Here is a 21,544-nt window from a genome sequence, read left to right on the forward strand (position 1 = left end):
TTTGTATTACATTTAATTCCATTAATGAATAACCCATTATGACCGAATTACAGCAACAGCCGCTGGTGGCGCAGGCTCCACACCTAAAACGCAGTGATGCGGTGCGTCAGCTTTTACGCCGTGATAAAACGCCGGTGGCGATCCTGTTTATGGCGGCGGTGGTGGGCACCCTGGCGGGGTTGCTCGGGGTGGCATTTGATAAGGCGGTGGACTGGGTACAGCAGCAGCGCTTTTCCGCTCTGGCACAGGTCGCCGATTATTGGATCCTGGTTTGGCCGCTGACCTTTATTTTTTCCGCCGCCCTGGCGATGCTGGGGTATTACCTGGTGCGCCGCTTTGCCCCTGAGGCAGGGGGATCGGGCATACCGGAGATCGAAGGGGCGCTGGAAGAGCTGCGTCCGGTGCGCTGGTGGCGAGTGATACCGGTGAAGTTTATCGGCGGTATGGGCACGCTGGGGGCGGGGATGGTGCTGGGGCGTGAAGGGCCCACGGTACAGATGGGCGGCAACGTCGGGCGCATGGTGCTGGATATCTTCCGCATGCGCGGTGCCGAAGCGCGTCATTCGTTGCTGGCCACCGGCGCGGCCGCTGGGCTGTCTGCTGCCTTTAACGCTCCGCTGGCGGGCATTCTGTTTATCATTGAAGAGATGCGACCGCAGTTCCGTTATAACCTGATTTCGATTAAAGCGGTGTTTATCGGCGTCATCATGTCGAGCGTCGTGTTCCAGCTGTTTAATGGCGAAGGATCGGTGATTGCGGTTGGCAAGCTTTCCTCGGCGCCGATCAATACCCTTTGGCTGTATTTGGTGCTGGGGGCGATATTCGGTGCGGTGGGCGTCATGTTCAACGCGCTGGTTTTCCGCACTCAGGACATGTTCGCTCGCCTGCACGGCGGCAAAATGCGCAAGATTTTGCTGATGGGCGGATTGCTCGGCGGTATTTGCGGCATTCTGGGGTTGATCCAGCCAGAAGCGGCCGGCGGCGGTTTCGGCCTGATCCCGATTGCCGCGGCGGGCAATTACAGCGTCGGCATGCTGATGTTTATTTTTATCACCCGGGTGATCACCACGCTGTTGTGCTTTGGTTCCGGTGCGCCGGGGGGGATTTTTGCGCCGATGTTGGCGTTGGGTACGCTGTTTGGCACCGCCTTTGGCTTGGCCGGCGGCCACCTGTTCCCAGAGTACGGCATTGAGGCCGGTACCTTCGCCATTGCCGGTATGGGCGCTCTGTTTGCCGCCACGGTGCGTGCGCCACTGACTGGCATCGTGCTGGTGCTGGAAATGACCGATAACTACCAGCTCATACTGCCAATGATTATTACCTGCCTGGGTGCTACGCTGGTAGCGCAGTTCCTCGGGGGCAAGCCATTGTATTCCTCAATATTAGCCCGCACCTTACAACGGCAGGCAGCGCTGCAGGCGAGTGAGGCGGCAGATAAAACAGGTAAAGAAAATGCAACAAATGCGGTGAATACTTGAACGCAACACTCAGGTATTGGATAATCATTAACATTAATCCGGCCGCCATTGTAGCGGCCTGATGCAGAACAATGTTGGGAGTAAAGAGTATGAGTGATGAAACAGCACTGCCCCTGCAATTTACCGAGGCAGCAGCAAGCAAGGTTAAAGTCCTGATTGCTGACGAAGAAAATCCGAATCTGAAGTTGCGGGTTTACATTACCGGTGGCGGTTGCAGCGGATTCCAGTACGGCTTCACTTTTGACGACAAGGTCAACGATGGCGATATGACCATCGAGAAGCAGGGCGTTGCACTGGTGGTTGACCCGATGAGCCTGCAGTATCTGGTAGGCGGTTCGGTCGATTATACCGAAGGGCTGGAAGGCTCGCGCTTCGTGGTGACTAACCCGAACGCCAAAAGCACCTGTGGCTGTGGATCTTCATTTAGCGTCTGATCCTGCCCGCAGCAGTATAAAACCCGCCAACCTCACCGGTTCGCGGGTTTTTTATTGTTTTCAGCGCGTCTTATCGGCATTGGAGATAGCACTTTGGCTATTAATGGGGCGAAGGTTCGGTGTTCAAATTAAGGCTCCGCCCGAAACCGGACGGAGTTGGGATTAGCGTTCGAGGATAAAAGCGGGCAGTTTCAGGTGCCAGCGAATGGCCGCCAGCCGAATCGCCAGCGTGATGGCCATGCCGAGCATCATCGCCTGTTGCAGCGGCATGCCGAAGGTGGCATAGGCCGTGGCATGCACGATGCCGCCGATAATGCAGGCGGTGGCGTAAATTTCGGTCCGCAGGATCATGGGAATTTCCCGCGCCAGCACGTCGCGGATAATGCCGCCGCCAACCCCGGTGATCACCCCCATGCAGATCGCCACCAGCGGGCTGGCGTCGGCGGCAAAGGCTTTATTCACCCCGATGCCGACGAACACGGCCAACCCCACGGCGTCCAGCACCGGCAGGATCCATTTAGGCAGGCGACGGGGCTGGCGGACCAGCAGCAGCGTCAGCACGCAGGTGATCATCGCCACCACCAGATCGGTGGGGTCTTTCACCCAAAATACCGGCCCGTTGGCTAACGCCATGTCGCGGATGGTGCCACCACCGACGGCAGTGACCACGCCGAGCACCAGCACGCCGAAGGGATCCATCCGCAGCTTGCCGGCCAGCAATACGCCGGAAATGGCGAAAACCGCCGTGCCAAGAATATCCAGCCAAAACACCAGCATTAACGGATCTCCGCCAGTTGGCTGCACAGCTGTTGCGCCGCCAGCATGATACGGGGGCCGGCGCGGTTGAACCAGTCGCCATTCAGCGCAATCACCGGTACCTGCAGCTGTGGCGCCCAAAAGGCTTTCACGCTGGCGATCTCTTTTTGATCACCGGTAATGACGATGGCCTGAGGTTGACGTGCCAACACCTGCTCACGGCTGATTTGTGGCCACGGCATCCGGCTGTCGGCAAAGATGTTTTCCGCACCGCACAACGACAGCAGCTGGCTTTGCAGCGTCGCGCCGGAGCTGGTGAACAGCGGCTGGGTACCGAATTGCAGCAGAACCCGCCGTGGCTGAGTGTGAGGGTATTTGGCTTTCAGGGCGGTAATTTGCTGACGAATAGCCTCTGCGGCCTGATGCGCTTGTTCGGGATGCGGGCTGTATTGGGCCAGTTCATCCAGTGAACGAGGGATATCGTCGATAGTGGTGGCATCGGCATAAAAAATCGGGATGCCGAAAGCCGCGAGCTGATCCAGCACTCGCTGCGGATTGCCGCCGCGCCAGGCCAGGATCAGATCCGGCTTCAACGCCAGCACCCGCTCCAGATTGATGCCTTGCCAGGAGGCCACCTGCTCGAGCTTCTTGGCCGCCGCTGGATAATCCGAATAGGCGCTTACCGCCAGCAGGGTTTCCCCCATGCCAGCCGCATAGGCAAGTTCGGTGGTATTGGGCGCCAGGCTGATCACGCGTTGGGCCGCGCCGACAGGCAGCGCCACCCATAATGCCAGCAGCCACAACAGGGCTGAAAAGCGTCGCGTCACATCAACCGCGCTTAGCCAGGGTTTGCAGCATGGCGTTGACCATCAGCGTGGATTGCTGGGCGGCCACGACCAGGAACTCGTCAAAGCTCATGTGCGATTCGCTGTCGGCAACGTCAGAAATTGCACGCACCACGACAAACGGGGTACCGAACAGGTGGCAGACGTGGCCCACGGCCGCCGCTTCCATTTCTACTGCTGCCACGCTTGGGAAAGTAGCGCGGATGCGGGCCAGTGGCTCTGCGCCGTTAATAAAGGCGTCGCCGCTGCAGATCAGACCGCGTACCGCGTTCAGATCCAGTTGCTTGATGCAGCTTTCCGCCAGTGCAATCAGCGCGTCGTCGGCGACAAATGCCGCCGGGCAACCGGCCATTTGGCCCGGCTCGTAACCGAAGGCGGTCACGTCGGCATCGTGATAGCGCACTTCTTCGGACACCACGATATCGCCGACCTTCAACGTGCTGGCCAGGCCACCGGCGGAACCGGTGTTGATCACCACGTCCGGCTTGCAGTGTTCCAGCAGCAGGGTGGTCCCCATCGCCGCAGAAACCTTACCGATGCCGGACTTCAGCAACGCCACGTCAACGCCGCCGATCTGGCCGGTATAGATTTCACAGCCCGCGCGTTGAATGGTCTGACGGTTTTCGATTTGATCGCGCAGCAGGGTAACTTCCTGCTCCATTGCGCCGATGATGCCTACTTTCATAAATAACACTCGCTGATAGGGTGTGGGAATTGCGGCATAGTCTATCATGGCTCTCATAGAGTGATAATGCGTTGCATATGCCGTCGGGAATTGTTATCACGGGGGCAGGGTGCAACGGCGGAGAAACAGATGTCCGGGATCGACTTTAAGCAAAAAATCAGCTTCCAAAGGCCATTCAGCAAGCCAATTGAAGCCGAAGAAGAATACGATATAGTGCGGCAGTTCGAGAGCGACCGCGGCCGCATTGTCAATTCCGCCGCCATTCGCCGCCTGCAGCAAAAAACCCAGGTGTTTCCTCTCGAGCGTAACGCTGCGGTGCGCAGCCGCCTGACGCACTCGATGGAGGTGCAACAGGTGGGGCGGCATATCGCCAAAGAGATCCTCAACCGGTTCAAACAGGAAGGACGGATCGACGAGCTCGGCCTGACCAAACTGCTAGATCCTTTTGAAAGCATTGTCGAAATGGCTTGCCTGATGCACGACATCGGCAATCCGCCTTTCGGCCATTTTGGCGAGTCGGCGATTAACGACTGGTTTTCGCAGCGGCTCGATCCCGCCAGCTGCGGCAGCGAGCCTGCCAGTAACGATCGCTGTCAGGTCGACGTATTGCTTCTGCACGAAGGCGAGAGCGATCTTAACCGCCTGCGCAGTCGCATTCGCCACGATCTCAGCCACTTCGAAGGCAATGCCCAGGCGATCCGCCTGGTGTATACCCTGCTGAAGCTTAACCTGACCTATGCGCAGGTGGGCTGCATCCTGAAATATACCCGCCCGGCCTATTGGGCCAGTGACATTCCTGCCAGCCACAACTACCTGATGAAAAAACCGGGCTTTTACCTGGCGGAAGAAGCGTTTGTCGATCGGTTGCGGCGTGAGCTGAATATGGGTGAGTTCGACCGTTTCCCATTGACCTATATTATGGAAGCCGCCGACGATATTTCGTACTGCGTAGCCGATCTGGAAGACGCGGTGGAAAAAAACATTTTCACTGTCGAACAACTTTACCAGCATTTAACCCAGGAATGGGGTGAGGTCTCGCCGGGCGATCTGTTTGATAAAACCGTGGCCAGTGCTTTTCGCAAGATCGACCGCGGTGGTGCACGGCGCAGCACCGAAGATCAATTCTTCATGTATTTACGGGTATTCACCGTGGCGCGTTTGGTTCCGCATGCGGCCCAGCGTTTTATTGATAACCTGGATGCGGTTTATCAGGGGAACTTTAATCAGGCGCTGCTGGAAGATTCCAGCCCGGCTTACCAACTGCTGAAAATATTCAAAAATGTTGCCTTCAAGCATGTGTTCAACCACCCGGAAGTCGAACAGCTCGAGCTGCAGGGCTACCGGGTGATCAGCGGCCTGCTGGATATCTACAGCCCGTTGCTGGCGATGTCTCTGGCTGATTTTACCCGGTTGGTGCAGGAAGACAGCCACCGTGCATACCCGATTGAAACGCGCCTGTTCCACAAGCTTTCCACCAAACACCGGCTGGCTTACATCGAGGCGATTGAAGGCTTGCAGCACCTGTCGCCCGAGCAACTGGCGATCCGCGAGTATTATTTCCGCGCGCGTTTGCTGCAAGATTATATCAGTGGCATGACCGATCTTTATGCTTATGACGAATACCGTCGATTAATGGCTGCGGAATAATTCATTAGGCTAATAAATATTATTTTAAGCCGTTTGCTTCGTGCGGCGGGATCTATTTCGAGTTTTGTAAAGACGGACAATATTTGTTTACTATTACCCATAATCTGCGCCGGAACTTCGGGTTATTAATACGTTCTGATTATGCACAAAGACCGTAATACTTTCTGAACGACTTTAAAAGAGACACACAGATGAAAAAAACCGCATTAGTTCTGAGCGCATTGGCATTCAGCATTGGTATGGCGATGGGCCCGATGACGGCCAGCGCCGCAGAAACCGCGTCTTCCAGCACCCAGCAATTGCCAAGCCTGGCGCCGATGCTGGAAAAAGTGATGCCTTCCGTGGTGAGCATTAATGTTGAAGGCAGCACCACGGTCAATACGCCGAAGATGCCGCAGCAGTTCCAGCAATTCTTCGGTGAGGATTCGCCGTTCTGTCAGGACGGTTCGCCGTTCCAGGGTTCGCCAATGTGTCAGGGCGGCGCTGAACAGGGTGGGCCTCAGGGGACTCAGCAAAAATTCCAGGCGCTGGGCGCCGGGGTGGTGATTGACGCCGCCAAAGGCTACGTGGTGACCAACAACCACGTGGTGGATAACGCCAACAAAATTCAGGTCCAACTGAGCGACGGTCGCAAATTTGACGCCAAGGTGATCGGCAAGGATCCGCGTTCCGATATTGCGTTGATCCAACTGAAAGACTTCAAAAACCTGACGGCGATCAAAATGGCCGACTCCGAGCAACTGCGAGTCGGTGACTACACCGTCGCAATCGGCAACCCGTATGGGCTGGGCGAGACCGCCACTTCCGGCATCGTTTCTGCGCTGGGCCGCAGTGGGTTGAATATCGAGAACTACGAGAACTTCATCCAGACCGATGCGGCGATTAACCGCGGTAACTCCGGTGGTGCGCTGGTTAACCTCAACGGCGAACTGATCGGCATTAACACCGCGATCCTGGCGCCGGACGGCGGCAACATCGGTATCGGCTTTGCCATCCCGAGTAACATGGTGAAAAACCTGACCGCGCAAATGGTCGAGTACGGCCAGGTCAAGCGCGGTGAATTGGGCATTATGGGCACCGAGCTGAACTCTGAACTGGCGAAAGCGATGAAAGTGGACGCGCAGCGTGGGGCGTTTGTCAGCCAGGTGATGCCAAAATCCTCTGCCGCCAAGGCGGGTATCAAGGCCGGCGACGTCATTGTCACCATGAACGGCAAGGCCATCTCCAGCTTTGCGTCGTTCCGGGCGGAAATTGGCACGCTGCCGGTCGGCAGCAAAATGTCGCTGGGCATTCTCCGCGACGGCAAGCCTGTTACCCTGGACGTCACGCTGGAACAAAGTGCCCAGACTCAGGTTGAATCCGGCAATATTTACACCGGTATTGAAGGCGCCGAACTGAGCAATGGTCAGGCCGGCAATCAGAAAGGCGTGAAAGTGGATAACGTCAAAGCCGGCAGCGCCGCAGCGCGCATCGGCCTGAAAAAAGGTGATGTGATCCTCGGGGTTAACCAGCAGCCGATCCAGAACCTGGGTGAGCTGCGCAAGATCCTCGACAGCAAACCGTCGGTGCTGGCGCTGAATATCCTGCGTGGCGACACCAGCTTGTATCTGCTGATGCAGTAATGACTGACCGGTTTCCACTGACAAGGCACGCTACGGCGTGCCTTTTTCATTGTATCGACGAGAAACTGTGAACTTTGCCACAACTTCAGTGGCCGCCGCTGAGCTTTGGGCAACTGCACAATGTGCCTGACAATCGCCGTCGCTATGCTGGGCGTTTGGCACCCTTCGGGGCAGGAGAATATGGCATGTCGGAATACCATCTCGATGGCAAGCTGGCACAAGAAATCGTTGCGCGCACCATGAAAATCATTGGCAGTAACGTCAATGTGATGGATGCGCGCGGCAAGATTATCGGCAGTGGTGATCGCGAACGGGTGGGGGAACTGCATGAGGGGGCGTTGCTGGTATTGTCCCAGGCGCGGGTCGTCGATATCGACGAAGGGGTGGCGCGACACCTGCACGGCGTGCGCCCTGGCGTTAATCTGCCGTTGCGCATTGATGGGCGTATCGTGGGCGTTATCGGTTTGACCGGCAACCCGAGCCAATTGCGCCAGTATGGTGAACTGGTCTGCATGACGGCTGAAATGATGCTGGAACAGGCGCGGTTGCTGCACATGCTGGCCCAGGACAGCCGACTGCGAGAGGAACTGGTGTTAAACCTGATCCGCACCGATGAGCTTTCCCCGGCGCTGATGGAATGGGCGCAACGGTTGGGGATTGATCCGAATCAGCCGCGGGTGGCCGCCGTGGTGGAAGTGGACAGCGGCCAACTGGGTGTCGACAGTGCAATGGCTGAACTACAGCAATTGCAAAACCTGCTGACCCTGCCGGAACGCAACAATTTGATTGCCATAGTTTCATTGAGTGAGATGGTGGTGCTGAAACCGGCGCTCAATAGCCACGGACGATGGGATGCTGAAGATCATCGGCGGCGGGTCGATAGCCTGTTATCGAGAATGAATGACAGCAGCAGGCTTCGCGTACGTATTGCGCTGGGCAACTACTTTACCGGCCCGGGCAGCATTGCCAGGTCTTATCGTACCGCGCGCACCACCATGATGGTCGGCAAACAACGCATGGCAGAACAACGCACCTATTATTATCAGGATTTGATGTTGCCAGTCCTGCTGGACAGCTTGCGTGGCGGTTGGCAGGCCGATGAACTGACGCGCCCGCTGGCGCGACTCAAATCGATGGATGGCAATGGTTTACTGCTGCGTACATTGGCTGCCTGGTTCCTGCATAACGTGCAACCCACGGCGACCTCCAAGGCCTTGTACATCCACCGTAATACCCTGGAGTATCGCCTCAACCGCATTGCGGAATTGACCGGGCTTAATTTGGGCAATTTCGACGATCGTCTGCTGTTGTATATCAGCCTGCAATTAGATGCAGACGCCTGACGGCTCAGGTCACCGGAGCCGGGTTAAATACCGCCAGCGCGTTGTGCAGCCCCCAGTGGTCTGCCCAGGTTTTTTTGCGCCCGCTGGCGATATCCAGGATCAGTTCAAACAGCTGCCAACCCACCTGCTCGATGGTGGCTTCGCCGCTGGCAATGGTACCGGCGTCAATATCCATCAGATCGTACCATCTCTGCGCCAGGGCACTGCGGGTCGCCATTTTAATGACGGGCACCGCAGCCAGGCCGTAAGGCGTTCCGCGACCGGTGGTGAACACCTGTAAGGTTATGCCCGAAGCCAGTTGCTGAGTACCGCAGACGAAGTCGCTGGCGGGCGTTGCGGCGAAAATCAGTCCGCGTTTGCTGGGGCGCTGGCCGGGGGAAAGCACCTCTACGATGGCGCTGGTGCCGGATTTGGCGATGGAACCCAGCGCCTTTTCTACCACGTTGGCCAACCCCCCTTTTTTATTGCCCGGTGAAGGATTGGCGCTGCGATCGCTTTGACCGGTCTCGAGATAAGTATCGTACCAAGCCATCTCCTCCAGTAAGCGCTTGCCAACCTGTTCATCTGCCACCCTTGGCGTCAGCAAATGCACGGCGTCGCGTACCTCGGTGACTTCCGAGAACATGACGGTTGCGCCACAGCGTACCAATAAGTCAGAGGTAAAACCCACTGCCGGATTGGCGGTCACACCGGAAAATGCGTCGCTACCGCCGCACTGCATACCCACCACCAGGTCTGAGGCGGGACAAGGCTGACGGCGGCGAGCGTTCAAGCGTTGCAGATGATGTTCGGCAACCGTCAAAATGTCATCGACCATCGATTGGAAACCCAGATATTTTTCATCCTGTAAACGGACAATATGATCCTCATCGAGTGAAATGACCTGCACGTCAGGTGTGCCCTGTAGCAGGCGTTCCGGCTGCAGTTTTTCGCAGCCGAGACCAATCACCATCACTTCACCGCCGAAATTGGGGTTAAGCGCCAGGTTGTGAATGGTGCGAATAGGCACGACTGCGGCCGGCGCGTTGATCGCCACGCCGCAACCGTAGAGATGGTTAAGGCCGACCACGCCATCGACGTTGGGGTAGCGCGGCAGCAGATCGCGTTCGATGATCTTCACTACGTAATCCACCACGCCGGCGACGCAGTGCACGCTGGTGGTGATGCCGAGCAGATTTCGGGTACCCACGCTGCCATCGAGATTGCGGTAACCGTCAAAACAGTAACCTTCAAGCGGCGGCTGTGGTGTGGGCACCTTATTTGCCAGCGGCAGCTGATGCAGCTCTGGGGCCTCGGGCAACGATACCAGCGATTCGTCAATCCAGCCGCCACGTGAAATCGCGCGCAACGCATGGCCGATGATCTCGCCATAGCGGACAATATTTTCGCCCGCAGCAATATCGTACAGCGCCACTTTATGCCCTTGGGGGACATGTTCCAGCAATTGTAATCCACAGGGAAATAACGTGCCTTTTGGCAATCCGTGATTATTGACCACGATAGCGACATTATCCCTGCCATTGACTTTTATATAAAGCGGCGTCTCATTGATGTTATTAATGTCGGACATGCTTTTTACCCCGGAGTTGTTTATTTAGGCGGTGCTGAAAATAGTAACCGGTACTATTGCTCGTCAATCAGTATAGGCATGACGATATCGCAGGGCATTATGCAAATGACCGGGATTGCCTAAGGTTGAGCGCGGATTATTTGGCATCGGAACAGCAGGTTGTGAGGGAGGTCACGTTAACGGGCACCGCCGCCGCTTTTCGTGAGCCAATCGCCATTCCCTTGGGCAGATGCCATAAATTATCTGAAATATTACCGTTATCCTTAGAGTATTGCCTGATGAGGTAGACAACCTGGGCGCATATAATTTTCAGCGTAGTGAAATTCATTGGATAAAAATAGTGCCGCTGACGTATTAACCGCATTGCTCAATGCTGGCCGCAGTTTAATTCAATCGGTTTCATTCTGAGATAATAAATATATCCGCAGTTCAGGATGAATATAGCAATCCGCTATCATTCAGGAGAACATAATGTCGACAATCAGCTCTGCAACGAGTTCGATAAAGAGAACCAATACGCGTTATTGGATTGTGGTGATGTTATTTATCGTTACCTCGTTCAACTACGGCGATCGTGCCACCTTGTCGATTGCAGGATCGGCGATGGCCCAGGATATCGGCCTGGATGCAGTCGGCATGGGATATATCTTCTCCGCCTTCTCATGGGCCTATGTCATCGGGCAGATCCCCGGCGGGTGGCTGCTTGATCGCTTTGGCTCCAAGCGCGTTTATTTCTGGAGCATCTTCATCTGGTCGCTGTTTACTTTACTGCAAGGATTCGTGGATATCTTCAGCGGCTTTGGCATCGTGGTATCGCTGTTTGCCCTGCGTTTTCTGGTTGGCCTTGCCGAGGCGCCCTCCTTCCCCGGTAACAGCCGTATTGTTGCTGCCTGGTTCCCGGCGCATGAACGCGGGACTGCCGTATCAATTTTCAACTCCGCCCAGTATTTCGCCACGGTGATTTTCGCGCCGATCATGGGCTGGTTAACGCAGACGGTTGGCTGGTCACACGTCTTCTTCTTTATGGGTGGGCTGGGGATTGTACTCAGTTTCATCTGGCTGAAGGTGCTGCACAATCCTAAGGATCATCCCGGTATCAATCAGGCTGAACTGGACTATATCGAAGCCGGCGGTGCCTTGACCAATATGGATCAAAAACAGGAGCAACGGGTCAAGGTCAAAGGTGAAAAGTGGCATCAGATTAAACAGTTGCTGCAGTCACGCATGATGGTAGGGGTATATATCGGCCAATACTGCATCAATGCGCTGACCTATTTCTTCATCACCTGGTTCCCGGTCTATCTGGTGCAGGCGCGCGGCATGTCGATCCTCAAGGCGGGTATGGTGGCCTCGGTGCCGGCCATCTGCGGCTTTGTCGGCGGCGTGCTGGGCGGCGTAATTTCCGACTACCTGATGCGTCGAACCCAATCGCTCACTTTTGCCCGCAAAACGCCGATTGTTCTCGGCATGTTGTTATCGATGTCGATGGTGTTCTGCAATTACGTCAGCACTGAATGGATGGTGGTCGCCATCATGGCGCTGGCGTTCTTCGGCAAAGGCGTCGGGGCGCTTGGATGGGCGGTGATGGCAGACACCGCGCCGAAAGAAATCAGTGGTCTGAGCGGCGGGCTGTTCAATATGTTCGGCAACGTTTCCGGCATCGTCACGCCCATCGCCATCGGTTACATCATCGGTACCACGGGGTCATTTAACGGCGCGCTAGTCTACGTAGGCATTCATGCTCTGCTGGCGGTAGTGAGCTACCTATTCATCGTCGGCGAAATCAAACGTATCGAGCTGAAGCCGCTACAGAGTTAAGGGGGGATCATGAGCGACACACAATGCACGCCGATCATTACCGAAATGCGCGTCATCCCGGTTGCCGGGCACGACAGCATGCTGCTGAACATTGGCGGTGCGCATGGGGCCTATTTTACGCGCAATATCGTGGTATTAACCGATAGCGCCGGGCATACCGGCGTGGGGGAGGCTCCCGGTGGCGAGGTTATTTACCGCACGCTGGTCGAGGCGATCCCCCAGGTTACCGGCCAGCAAATCGCACGCATGAACCGGCTGGTGCACGATATCCACAGTGGCAATCAGTCTGCCGATTTCGACGCTTTTGGCCAGGGGGCCTGGACGTTTGAACTGCGGGTTAATGCCGTGGCGGCACTGGAGGCGGCGCTGCTCGATCTGCTGGGCCAGTTCCTTGGCGTGCCGGTCGCGGAGCTGCTGGGGCCGGGCAAGCAGCGCGATGAAGTGGCGGTGCTGGGGTATCTGTTTTATATCGGCGACCGGCAAAAAACCGATTTGGCTTACCAGTCCGGGGAGCAGGGGCGGCACCCTTGGTACCACCTGCGGCATCAGCAGGCGATGGACACCACGGCGATCGTCGAGTTGGCTTCGGCTGCCAGGGATCGTTATGGCTTCCGGGATTTCAAACTCAAGGGCGGCGTTTTACCGGGTGAGCGGGAGATTGAGGCGGTGTGTGCACTGGCGAAAAGCTTCCCCGATGCCCGCATCACGGTCGACCCCAACGGCGCCTGGCTGCTGGATGAGGCGATTGGGCTATGCAAGGACATGCACGGCATTCTTACCTATGCGGAAGATCCCTGCGGCGCCGAGCAAGGATTTTCCGGTCGCGAGGTGATGGCAGAGTTCCGTCGTGCCACCGGGTTGCCGGTCGCCACTAACATGATCGCCACTAACTGGCGCGAGATGAACCACGCGGTAATGCTGCAGGCGGTGGATATCCCGCTGGCGGATCCGCACTTCTGGACTATGCAAGGTGCCGTCCGCGTAGCGCAATTGTGCAATGACTGGGGCCTGACCTGGGGCTGTCATTCCAACAACCACTTTGATATTTCCCTGGCGATGTTCACCCATGTCGGCGCTGCGGCACCGGGTAACCCCACCGCGATCGACACCCATTGGATCTGGCAGGAAGGCCAGCACCTGACAAAAAATCCGCTGCAGATCGTCAACGGACACATTGCCGTGCCGGATCGTCCTGGCCTGGGGATCGAGCTGGACTGGGCCGCGCTGGAGCAGGCACACCGGCTGCATCAGCAATTGCCATCCGGTGCGCGCAATGATGCGGTCGCGATGCAATATCTGGTGCCCGGTTGGCAATTCGATCGTAAACGCCCGGCCTTTGGCCGCTGATTTTCAGAAAGGAGAGCGCAATGACCTCATTCAGTACCGCAGCCAAAATTACCGCCATGCAAGTGGTGCCGGTCGCCGGCCACGACAGCATGTTGCTTAATCTAAGCGGAGCGCATGCCCCGTTTTTTACTCGTAACATTGTGATCCTGAAAGACAACGCCGGCCATACCGGCGTGGGGGAGGTGCCGGGCGGCGAGAAAATCCGCCGCACGCTGGAGGAAGCCTTGCCGCTGGTGGTAGGGAAAACGTTGGGTGAATACAAAAACGTGATGGCAGAGGTACGCAGCCGGTTTGCCGAACGGGATGCCGGGGGGCGCGGCCAGCAGACTTTCGATCTGCGCACTACCATCCATGTCGTCACCGGTATTGAGACGGCGATGCTCGATTTGCTGGGCCAATTTCTTGAGGTGCCGGTGGCGGCATTATTGGGTGACGGCCAGCAGCGTGACTCAGTAGAGATGCTTGGCTACCTGTTTTATGTCGGCGATCGCGGCAAAACGCCGCTGCCTTACCAGAGCCAGCCGGATGAGCGCAGTGACTGGTACCGACTGCGGCATGAGGAGGCGTTGACCCCGGCGGCGGTCGTTCGGCTGGCGGAGGCGGCCTATGAGAAATATGGCTTCAACGATTTCAAGCTCAAGGGCGGGGTACTGTCCGGCAGCGAGGAGGCCGAGGCGGTCACTGCACTGGCGGAACGCTTCCCGCAGGCGCGTATTACGCTGGATCCTAATGGTGCCTGGTCGTTGAATGAAGCTATCTCCCTGGGCAAACAGCTGCGCAACGTACTGGCCTATGCGGAAGATCCTTGCGGCGCGGAGCAGGGGTTTTCGGGGCGTGAAATTATGGCGGAGTTCCGCCGTGCCACCGGTTTGCCGACCGCCACCAATATGATCGCCACTGACTGGCGGCAGATGGGCCATACGCTGCAGTTACAGTCGGTGGACATTCCGCTGGCGGATCCCCACTTCTGGACCTTGCAGGGCTCGGTGCGGGTAGCGCAGATGTGCCATGAGTTCGGTTTGACCTGGGGCTCGCACTCCAACAACCACTTCGATATTTCCCTGGCCATGTTTACTCATGTTGCTGCCGCTGCACCTGGGCGGATCACCGCTATCGATACCCATTGGATTTGGCAAGAGGGCAACCAGCGCCTGACACGCGAACCGCTACAAATTATTGGCGGAAGGGTTGAGGTACCGAAAAAGCCGGGGCTGGGTGTTGAGCTGGATCCTGACCGGCTGATGAAAGCCCATGAGTTGTATAAAACTCATGGGTTGGGGGCTCGCGATGATGCCCAGGGCATGCAGTATCTGGTGCCGAATTGGGCCTTTGATCCCAAACGTCCCTGTCTGGTGCGTTAGCGCCGCCGTCGTTTTTTCATTATGAACCACAAGGAAACGCCATGAAAAGTCGCCTTCTTCCTAACCGCTTTCGCCGCTCGCTGCTGCAAGGGGAAACCCTGATCGGTTGCTGGTCGGCGCTGGGCAGCCCGATCACCACCGAAGTGCTGGGGTTGGCCGGTTTCGACTGGCTGGTGTTGGACGGTGAGCATGCGCCTAACGACATCACCACCTTTGTGCCGCAGTTGATGGCGCTGAAAGACAGCGAGAGTGCCGCCGTGGTGCGCCCGCCCTGTAATGAACCGGTGATCATCAAACGCCTGCTGGATATCGGTTTCGATAACTTCCTGATCCCGTTCGTTGAGAATGCTGCGCAGGCACGATTGGCCGTGGCGGCAACTCGCTATCCACCCGCGGGCATTCGCGGGGTATCGGTTTCCCACCGCAGCAACGGCTACGGTACGGTGCCGGATTACTTCGCCACCATTAACGACAACATCAGCGTGCTGGTGCAAATCGAGAGCCAGGCGGGAGTGGACAATCTGGATGAGATTGCCGCGGTTGAAGGAGTCGACGGTATTTTCGTCGGCCCGGGTGATCTGTCGGCTGCGCTGGGTTATCTCGGTCAGCCGAATCATCCTCAGGTACAGGCCGCCATTCGCCACATCTTCGAACGCGCCAAACTGCATGGCAAACCCAGCGGCATTTTGGCACCGGCCGAGGCCGATGCGTGTCGCTATCTGGATTGGGGCGCCAGCTTTGTTGCGGTCGGCAGCGATCTCGGCGTATTTCGCAACGCCACTCAGGCGTTGTGCGATCGATTTAAAAAATAACCTACTGCAGACGGGAAAGAAGGGTAATCAAATGAAAATTGGATTTATTGGCCTGGGCATCATGGGCAAACCGATGAGTAAAAACCTGCTGAAGGCCGGTTATTCGCTGGTGGTGCTCAATCACCACGCGCAAACCACAGCCGAACTGACCGCTTTGGGGGCGACGGCGGCAGAGACCCCGAAAGAGGTGGCGGCACAGAGCGACATTGTGATCACCATGCTGCCCAATTCGCCGCAGGTGCGGGAGGTGGCGTTGGGAAAAGAGGGCATCATCGAAGGCGCTAAACCCGGCTCAGTGTTGATCGACATGAGTTCGATCGCCCCGATTGCCAGCCGTGAAATCAGCGTTGCGCTGGCTGAAAAACAGATCGCCATGCTGGATGCGCCGGTCAGCGGCGGAGAACCCAAGGCGATCGATGCCACGTTGTCGGTGATGGTAGGGGGCGACCAGGCGGTGTTCGATCGCTGTTTTGAAGTGATGAAAGCGATGGCAGGCTCCGTGGTGCATACCGGGGAGATCGGCGCGGGCAATGTCACCAAGTTGGCCAATCAGGTGATCGTGGCACTGAATATCGCTGCGATGTCTGAGGCGTTGGTGCTGGCGACCAAGGCCGGGGTGGATCCACAGCGGGTGTATCAGGCCATTCGCGGGGGGCTGGCGGGCAGCACCGTGCTGGATGCCAAAGCACCGATGGTGATGGATCGCAATTTCAAACCGGGTTTTCGCATCGAGCTGCATATCAAGGATCTGGCCAATGCTCTGGATACATCTGAGCAGATAGGTGCACCGCTGCCGCTCACGGGGGCCGTCATGGACATGATGCAGGCGCTGCAGGCTGACGGACTGGGTGCAGCAGATCACAGCGCACTGGCCTGTTATTACGAACGGTTGGCGCAGACTGAAGTGACCCGTTAGAAGCGGCGAGCCGGGCAGTAGTGACCGGCTCGCTTTATCCATGAAGGACCTGTGCAGTTGAGGAAACGGGCAGTTATGAAAATAGTGATCGCGCCGGACTCATACAAAGAAAGTTTGTCGGCATTGGAGGTTGCGACCCAAATTGAGGCGGGGTTTCGCGAAATTTTCCCCGATGCCGAATATATCAAATTGCCGCTCGCCGATGGCGGAGAGGGCACGGTGGAAGCGATGGTGACCGCCACCGGCGGACGAAAAGTGGCTGTGGAGGTGACCGGCCCGCTAGGCGACCGGGTTCAGGCCTTTTTCGGGTTGTCCGGCGACGAGCAGAGTGCTTTTATCGAAATGGCGGCGGCAAGCGGCCTCGAACGGGTGCCGTGGCGGGAACGCAATCCACTGAACACCACGTCGTATGGTACTGGAGAGTTAATACGTTCAGCGCTGGATCTGGGGGTGAAACACTGCATTATTGGCATTGGTGGCAGTGCGACCAATGACGGTGGGGCCGGCATGGTACAGGCGTTGGGGGCGAAGCTGCTGGATAAGCAGGGGAACGCCATTGGCTTTGGTGGTGGGCAATTGCGGCAACTGGCGACCATTGATCTCAGTGAGCTGGATGCGCGTATTGCACGGTGCCGCTTTGAGGTCGCCTGCGATGTGACCAATCCCTTGACCGGTCCGCAGGGCGCTTCGGCGATTTTCGGCCCACAGAAAGGGGCAACTCCGCAAATGGTAGGGCAGCTCGACGACTGCCTCAAACACTATGCTCAGGTGATCGGCCGGGATATGCATATTGATGTAGACAAGGTGCCTGGGGCTGGGGCAGCCGGCGGCATGGGGGCCGCGTTGCTGGCATTTTGCCATGCTGAATTGCGGCCCGGGATAGAGATTGTCACCGAAGCATTGGGGTTGGACGCGCTGGTACGCGATGCGACACTGGTGATCACCGGTGAAGGGCGTATCGACAGTCAGAGTATCAACGGCAAGGTGCCGATTGGCGTAGCTCGTGTCGCCAAACGCTATAACAAACCGGTTATCGGCATTGCCGGTAGCTTGACGGCTGACGTGGGCATCGTCCACCAACAGGGTCTGGACGCCGTTTTCAGCGTGCTTTACAGCATAACTACCTTGGAAGAGGCGCTGGAAAACGCGGCTGACAATGTGCGCATGGCCGCGCGCAACATCGCGGCGACCATCAAACTGGCGCAGCAGACTTAATCATACCGCCCTTGGTGAGAAGGGCGGCTTTTTTGGGTCAAGACTGGCGACTGTTCGCCAGATGAGCGAGTGCCGCCTGGCTGACCAGCTCAATCTCATCCAGCAGTTCCAGCCATTCCGGCTCCAGTTCATCGCTGCTGACACCCCGACGCAACTGCTGTTCAAGGTAGAAACACAGTTGTTTCAGGCGCGGCACGCCGCTGTAGCTGCAACTGCCGTGCAGTTTGTGGATCAAATCAAGAATGTCATCGTCCGGTGTGCCGTCGAGCATCGCTTGCACGCGTCCGCTGACCTGCGGCAGGAATTCGAGCAGCATTTGCAACAGGTCACGCGCCAGATCGGGCTTGTTGGCTGCCTGGCGCAGTGCCAGAGCCCAGTCGAGCGACAACAGCGGTTCATTGACCGGCGTTACCGGTTCCGGTTCACTGCTGTGATAGCGCGCCAGCACGCGGGTCAGCATCGCCTCGTCAATCGGTTTGGCCAGATAGTCATCCATGCCTGCCTGCAGCAAATGCTCGCGTTCACCGCTGACCGCATGGGCGGTGACGGCAACAATGGGCGTTGAATTGTGGTGTGGCAGCTGGCGGATCAGTTCGCTGGTTCGAATGCCGTCAATGTTTGGCATCTGGATATCCATCAGGATCAAATCCAGCACGTTGTCGCGCGCCAGCAGCAGCGCTTCTTCTCCGCTTTCGCACAGCAGGGTCTTTTCCACCTGTTCAGCCAACAGCGTGCCGATCAGTTTCAGGTTGGCCGGGTTATCGTCAACCGCCATCACCGTCAGCGGCAGGCGTTTACGCTCCGGCAGCGCAGCAAGGCGCTGCGGTGTTTCCATACGCAGCAGCGGGAACAGACGATTACTGGTGATGGGTTTGATCAGGCAGCCGGCGGCCCCCTGCTGTTTAAGCAATTCGGCGTTGAGCTGCGACTGGCAAGGCAGCGCCAAAATCACCCGATCGGCGATCTTCAAAGCCGCCAGCAGTTTGCTTTCGTGCTGCGCCATATTGTCGCGGAAGGGGATCGGGACGCCCACCAGCAGGAAGTCGTAATTCTTCTTCGGCAACTGGGCCAGCGTTGGCGAATGGGTGATCACCAACTGGGTGACGTTCAGCATGTTGAGCGTCGCCTGCGCCGCCATCGGGTTGGCTTCAATGTACCCCAACGTTTTGCCTTGCAAGTCCGGCAGGCTTGGCGGCAGCGACAGCATGCCCTCATGCAGATCGAGCGTGATGTGGAACCAGAAGGTAGAACCGCGGTTCAACTGGCTGTGGAAGCAGATATCGCCGCCCATTTCTTTCACCAATTTCTGGGTGATCACCAGCCCCAGGCCGGTACCGCCGTGGCGGCGTGAAATGCTGGCATCCGCCTGACGGAACGCCTGGAACAGCTGCGACTGCTGTCGTTCGGAGATGCCAATGCCGGTGTCATGGATTTGCACTTCCAGCTCGATTTGGCGATCTTGCAGGCCACGCAGTTCGACCCGGATATCGATGTTGCCGGTTTCGGTGAACTTGACTGCGTTGCCCAGCAGGTTGGTAATGATCTGCTGCAGCCGCAGAGAATCGCCGATCACCTGCTCCGGCACATCGTTGTGCACGTCCAGCGTCAGTTCCAACCCTTTCTCGTGCGCGCTGGGCGCCAGCAGCACAATCACCTCGTCGAGCGTCTCACGCAGCGAGAACGGAATATGCTCCAGCACCAGCTTGCCGGCTTCCAGTTTGGAGAAGTCCAGTACGTCGTTGATGATGGTCAGCAAGTTGTTGGCCGAGCGCTCGATGGTTTGCAAATAGTCGGTTTGGGTGACGCTCATTTCGGTTTTCAGCATCTGGCGGGTAAATCCGATCACGCCGTTGAGCGGGGTACGCAGCTCGTGCGACATGTTCGCCAGGAATTCGGATTTGATGCGTGCCGCTTCCTGGGCGCGTTTTTTCGCCAGATCCAACTCGACGTTTTGGATCTCCATTTGCTCCAGCGTTTCGCGCAGATCGGAGGTCGCCTGATCGATGTTCTGTTGCATCTCTTCGTGATAGGCGGTGAGCGACATCGCCATCGAGTTGATGCCGTTCTTCAGCATATGCAGTTCGCCGAGCATAAAGCCTTCGACGCGGCTGTCGAGCTGGCCGCGGCGGATGCGGTCGACGGTATTCACCATATTGCGGATCGGGCCGGTGACATCGCGCATCAGGCGGTAAGCGAACAGGATGGCGATGCACATGCACAACAGCAGCAGCAGGGTGGAGACAAACACCTCTTTGTATTGCTGCAGCCGAACCGACTGCAGATCCAGCTCGATCGCCACATAGCCCAGACGGTTGTCCTGCTGAGGATCGCTGCTGGCGGCCTGGTCCGGGTACTGGCTCTCCGCCAGGATCGGGGTGCGCAGGATCAATGAGTCACCGCGCCGGGTCAGCATCAGATCGGTGGGGATCGGTACCCCTTTCGGCAACTGCAACTGGGTAAAGTTGTGATGATAATTGGAGGTGACGAACAGATTATTCTGCGCATCGAATACCGTAATTGAGCGCACAATATCTGAATGACGGCGGTGCAACAGACTGACCAACTGCCTGACCGACTCGCGGCTGCGGAACGTCATGCCGTACTCGCTGGCCACCGCCAGCGGCTCGATAATGCTGGCACCGGCGTCAACCAGTTGTTCTTGCAACTCATTGTAGCGATGCACTACGAAGAAAGTGCTGAGCAACAGACCAATCAACAGCGTTGGGGCCAGAATCAGGATCATCATGCGCGCCCGCAGGCTGTATTTGGTCATGGGATTCCAATGTGGGAGAATTGCCGGACAATCTCTACTTTAAATGAACCAGCACTCAATCGACAAATATGGCGCAATTCTACTCTGCGAAACGCCGCGTGACGACCCGGTAAAATTCAGCCGTGCCAACAGTGACGGTGGACAATCTCGATCCCTTGGCCTAAACAGCCGTAGTTGGTGATGGGGGCGTCTGGTATTCCCCGTTACTGGTACTTCGCCATCTCGCGGCGTTGAAAGAGGATGACCGCCAGGCATTGCAGGCTTTTGCGCGGACAAAAAACGTAACTATTTATTTGGCGCCGGACAGCGATAGCCTCGAAAAACTGTGCGGTGAAACGCCGTATTATCAGGTCGACGGGCTACGCTTAGACTTCACTGCATGTGATTTTATTCAGCTAAATGACACAGTAAATCAGCAAATGGTGCCTCAGACCCTTGAATGGCTCAGTATTCGACCCAATGATCGGGTATTGGATCTGTTCTGCGGCATGGGCCATTTTACCCTGCCGTTGGCGCGACGCGCCGCTGTGGTGGTGGGCATAGAAGGTGTTGCCACACTGGTAGCGAATGGGCAATATAATGCACATAAGAATAGGCTGAATAATGCCAGCTTCTTCCATGAAAATCTGGAAGAAGACATTGAGCAACAACCTTGGGCAGCACAAGGATTTGATAAAGTGATGCTGGACCCTGCCCGTGCGGGTGTGGCCGGAGTGATGTCACATATTGTTAAACTGGCGCCAGAGCGGGGGGTTTACGTTTTCTGTAACCTGACCCTGCTGGCACGCGACAGCACAGTGCCGCTGAGCGCCGGTTATCGTCTTGCACGTGTGCGGATGTTGGATATGTTTCCGCATACGGGGCATCTTGAGTCAATGGCGCTGTTTATTAACGGTTCTGCGCCAGAGGTCGCTGCATAGTA

General features: G+C 57.1%; 16 protein-coding genes and 1 pseudogene. 12 read left to right on the plus strand and 5 right to left on the minus strand.

Going from position 1 to position 21,544, the window contains the following annotated elements:
- The first annotated feature begins 38 nt into the window (after positions 1-38).
- Both clcA and erpA read left to right on the plus strand, forming a co-directional pair.
- The gene (gene clcA / locus ACGS9J_RS18570; protein WP_442232285.1) at positions 39-1,478 is read left to right on the plus strand and encodes a H(+)/Cl(-) exchange transporter ClcA; all 1,440 of its coding nucleotides are present in this window, start codon (positions 39-41) and stop codon (positions 1,476-1,478) included.
- A gap of 89 nt (positions 1,479-1,567) precedes the next feature.
- Positions 1,568-1,912, plus strand: a complete 345-nt coding sequence (erpA, locus tag ACGS9J_RS18575) for an iron-sulfur cluster insertion protein ErpA (protein ID WP_442232286.1) — start codon at positions 1,568-1,570, stop codon at positions 1,910-1,912.
- A gap of 162 nt (positions 1,913-2,074) precedes the next feature.
- Here the strand turns inward: erpA and ACGS9J_RS18580 are convergent, their stop codons facing one another.
- The 3 genes from ACGS9J_RS18580 to mtnN are packed head-to-tail and all read right to left on the minus strand — an operon-like array spanning position 2,075 to position 4,198.
- Positions 2,075-2,689 (minus strand): TRIC cation channel family protein, encoded by a 615-nt coding sequence (locus ACGS9J_RS18580; protein ID WP_442232287.1) that lies wholly within the window; start codon positions 2,687-2,689, stop codon positions 2,075-2,077.
- On the minus strand, positions 2,689-3,495 hold the full coding sequence (gene btuF / locus ACGS9J_RS18585) for a vitamin B12 ABC transporter substrate-binding protein BtuF (RefSeq protein ID WP_442232288.1): 807 nt from the start codon (positions 3,493-3,495) through the stop codon (positions 2,689-2,691). The genes ACGS9J_RS18580 and btuF overlap by 1 nt, the downstream gene beginning before the upstream one ends.
- 1 nt (position 3,496) lies before the next feature.
- Positions 3,497-4,198: a 5'-methylthioadenosine/S-adenosylhomocysteine nucleosidase gene (gene mtnN / locus ACGS9J_RS18590; protein WP_020825234.1), complete on the minus strand. Its 702-nt coding sequence runs from the start codon at positions 4,196-4,198 to the stop codon at positions 3,497-3,499.
- Positions 4,199-4,327: 129 nt separating this feature from the next.
- Between mtnN and dgt the strand changes: the two genes are divergently transcribed.
- The 3 genes from dgt to ACGS9J_RS18605 all read left to right on the plus strand — a co-directional run bounded on the left by dgt (position 4,328) and on the right by ACGS9J_RS18605 (position 8,810).
- A complete protein-coding gene (gene dgt, locus ACGS9J_RS18595; RefSeq protein ID WP_442232289.1) occupies positions 4,328-5,845 on the plus strand; it encodes a dGTPase in 1,518 nt (505 codons plus the stop codon).
- Between the two features lie 191 nt (positions 5,846-6,036).
- The gene (gene degP / locus ACGS9J_RS18600; protein ID WP_442232290.1) at positions 6,037-7,467 is read left to right on the plus strand and encodes a serine endoprotease DegP; all 1,431 of its coding nucleotides are present in this window, start codon (positions 6,037-6,039) and stop codon (positions 7,465-7,467) included.
- A 185-nt stretch (positions 7,468-7,652) separates the two neighbouring features.
- The gene (locus ACGS9J_RS18605) at positions 7,653-8,810 is read left to right on the plus strand and encodes a CdaR family transcriptional regulator (RefSeq protein WP_442232291.1); all 1,158 of its coding nucleotides are present in this window, start codon (positions 7,653-7,655) and stop codon (positions 8,808-8,810) included.
- Between the two features lie 4 nt (positions 8,811-8,814).
- Here ACGS9J_RS18605 and garD read toward each other — a convergent pair whose 3' ends face one another.
- Complete coding sequence (gene garD, locus ACGS9J_RS18610) at positions 8,815-10,380, minus strand: galactarate dehydratase (RefSeq protein WP_442232292.1); 1,566 nt, start codon at positions 10,378-10,380, stop codon at positions 8,815-8,817.
- Positions 10,381-10,851: 471 nt separating this feature from the next.
- Between garD and ACGS9J_RS18615 the strand changes: the two genes are divergently transcribed.
- The 6 genes from ACGS9J_RS18615 to ACGS9J_RS18640 all read left to right on the plus strand — a co-directional run bounded on the left by ACGS9J_RS18615 (position 10,852) and on the right by ACGS9J_RS18640 (position 17,849).
- Positions 10,852-12,198: an MFS transporter gene (locus ACGS9J_RS18615; protein WP_442232293.1), complete on the plus strand. Its 1,347-nt coding sequence runs from the start codon at positions 10,852-10,854 to the stop codon at positions 12,196-12,198.
- A 9-nt stretch (positions 12,199-12,207) separates the two neighbouring features.
- Complete coding sequence (locus tag ACGS9J_RS18620) at positions 12,208-13,545, plus strand: enolase C-terminal domain-like protein (RefSeq protein ID WP_442232294.1); 1,338 nt, start codon at positions 12,208-12,210, stop codon at positions 13,543-13,545.
- Positions 13,546-13,565: 20 nt separating this feature from the next.
- On the plus strand, positions 13,566-14,906 hold the full coding sequence (gene gudD, locus ACGS9J_RS18625) for a glucarate dehydratase (protein ID WP_442232295.1): 1,341 nt from the start codon (positions 13,566-13,568) through the stop codon (positions 14,904-14,906).
- A gap of 41 nt (positions 14,907-14,947) precedes the next feature.
- Entirely contained in the window at positions 14,948-15,718 is a 771-nt protein-coding gene (garL, locus tag ACGS9J_RS18630) for a 2-dehydro-3-deoxyglucarate aldolase (protein WP_442232296.1), read from the plus strand.
- A complete protein-coding gene (garR, locus tag ACGS9J_RS18635; RefSeq protein ID WP_442232297.1) occupies positions 15,612-16,634 on the plus strand; it encodes a 2-hydroxy-3-oxopropionate reductase in 1,023 nt (340 codons plus the stop codon). Before garL ends, garR begins: the two co-directional genes overlap by 107 nt.
- A gap of 75 nt (positions 16,635-16,709) precedes the next feature.
- The gene (locus ACGS9J_RS18640; protein WP_442232298.1) at positions 16,710-17,849 is read left to right on the plus strand and encodes a glycerate kinase; all 1,140 of its coding nucleotides are present in this window, start codon (positions 16,710-16,712) and stop codon (positions 17,847-17,849) included.
- Between the two features lie 37 nt (positions 17,850-17,886).
- Here ACGS9J_RS18640 and barA read toward each other — a convergent pair whose 3' ends face one another.
- Positions 17,887-20,622 (minus strand): two-component sensor histidine kinase BarA, encoded by a 2,736-nt coding sequence (gene barA / locus ACGS9J_RS18645; RefSeq protein WP_442232299.1) that lies wholly within the window; start codon positions 20,620-20,622, stop codon positions 17,887-17,889.
- Positions 20,623-20,822: 200 nt separating this feature from the next.
- Between barA and rlmD the strand changes: the two are divergent.
- Positions 20,823-21,542 (plus strand): annotated as a pseudogene (gene rlmD / locus ACGS9J_RS18650) (23S rRNA (uracil(1939)-C(5))-methyltransferase RlmD); the annotation flags it as partial.
- Positions 21,543-21,544 lie beyond the last annotated feature (2 nt).

It is taken from the genome of Serratia quinivorans, assembly GCF_052113645.1.
In the GTDB taxonomy this organism is placed as follows: Bacteria; Pseudomonadota; Gammaproteobacteria; order Enterobacterales; family Enterobacteriaceae; genus Serratia; species Serratia quinivorans_B.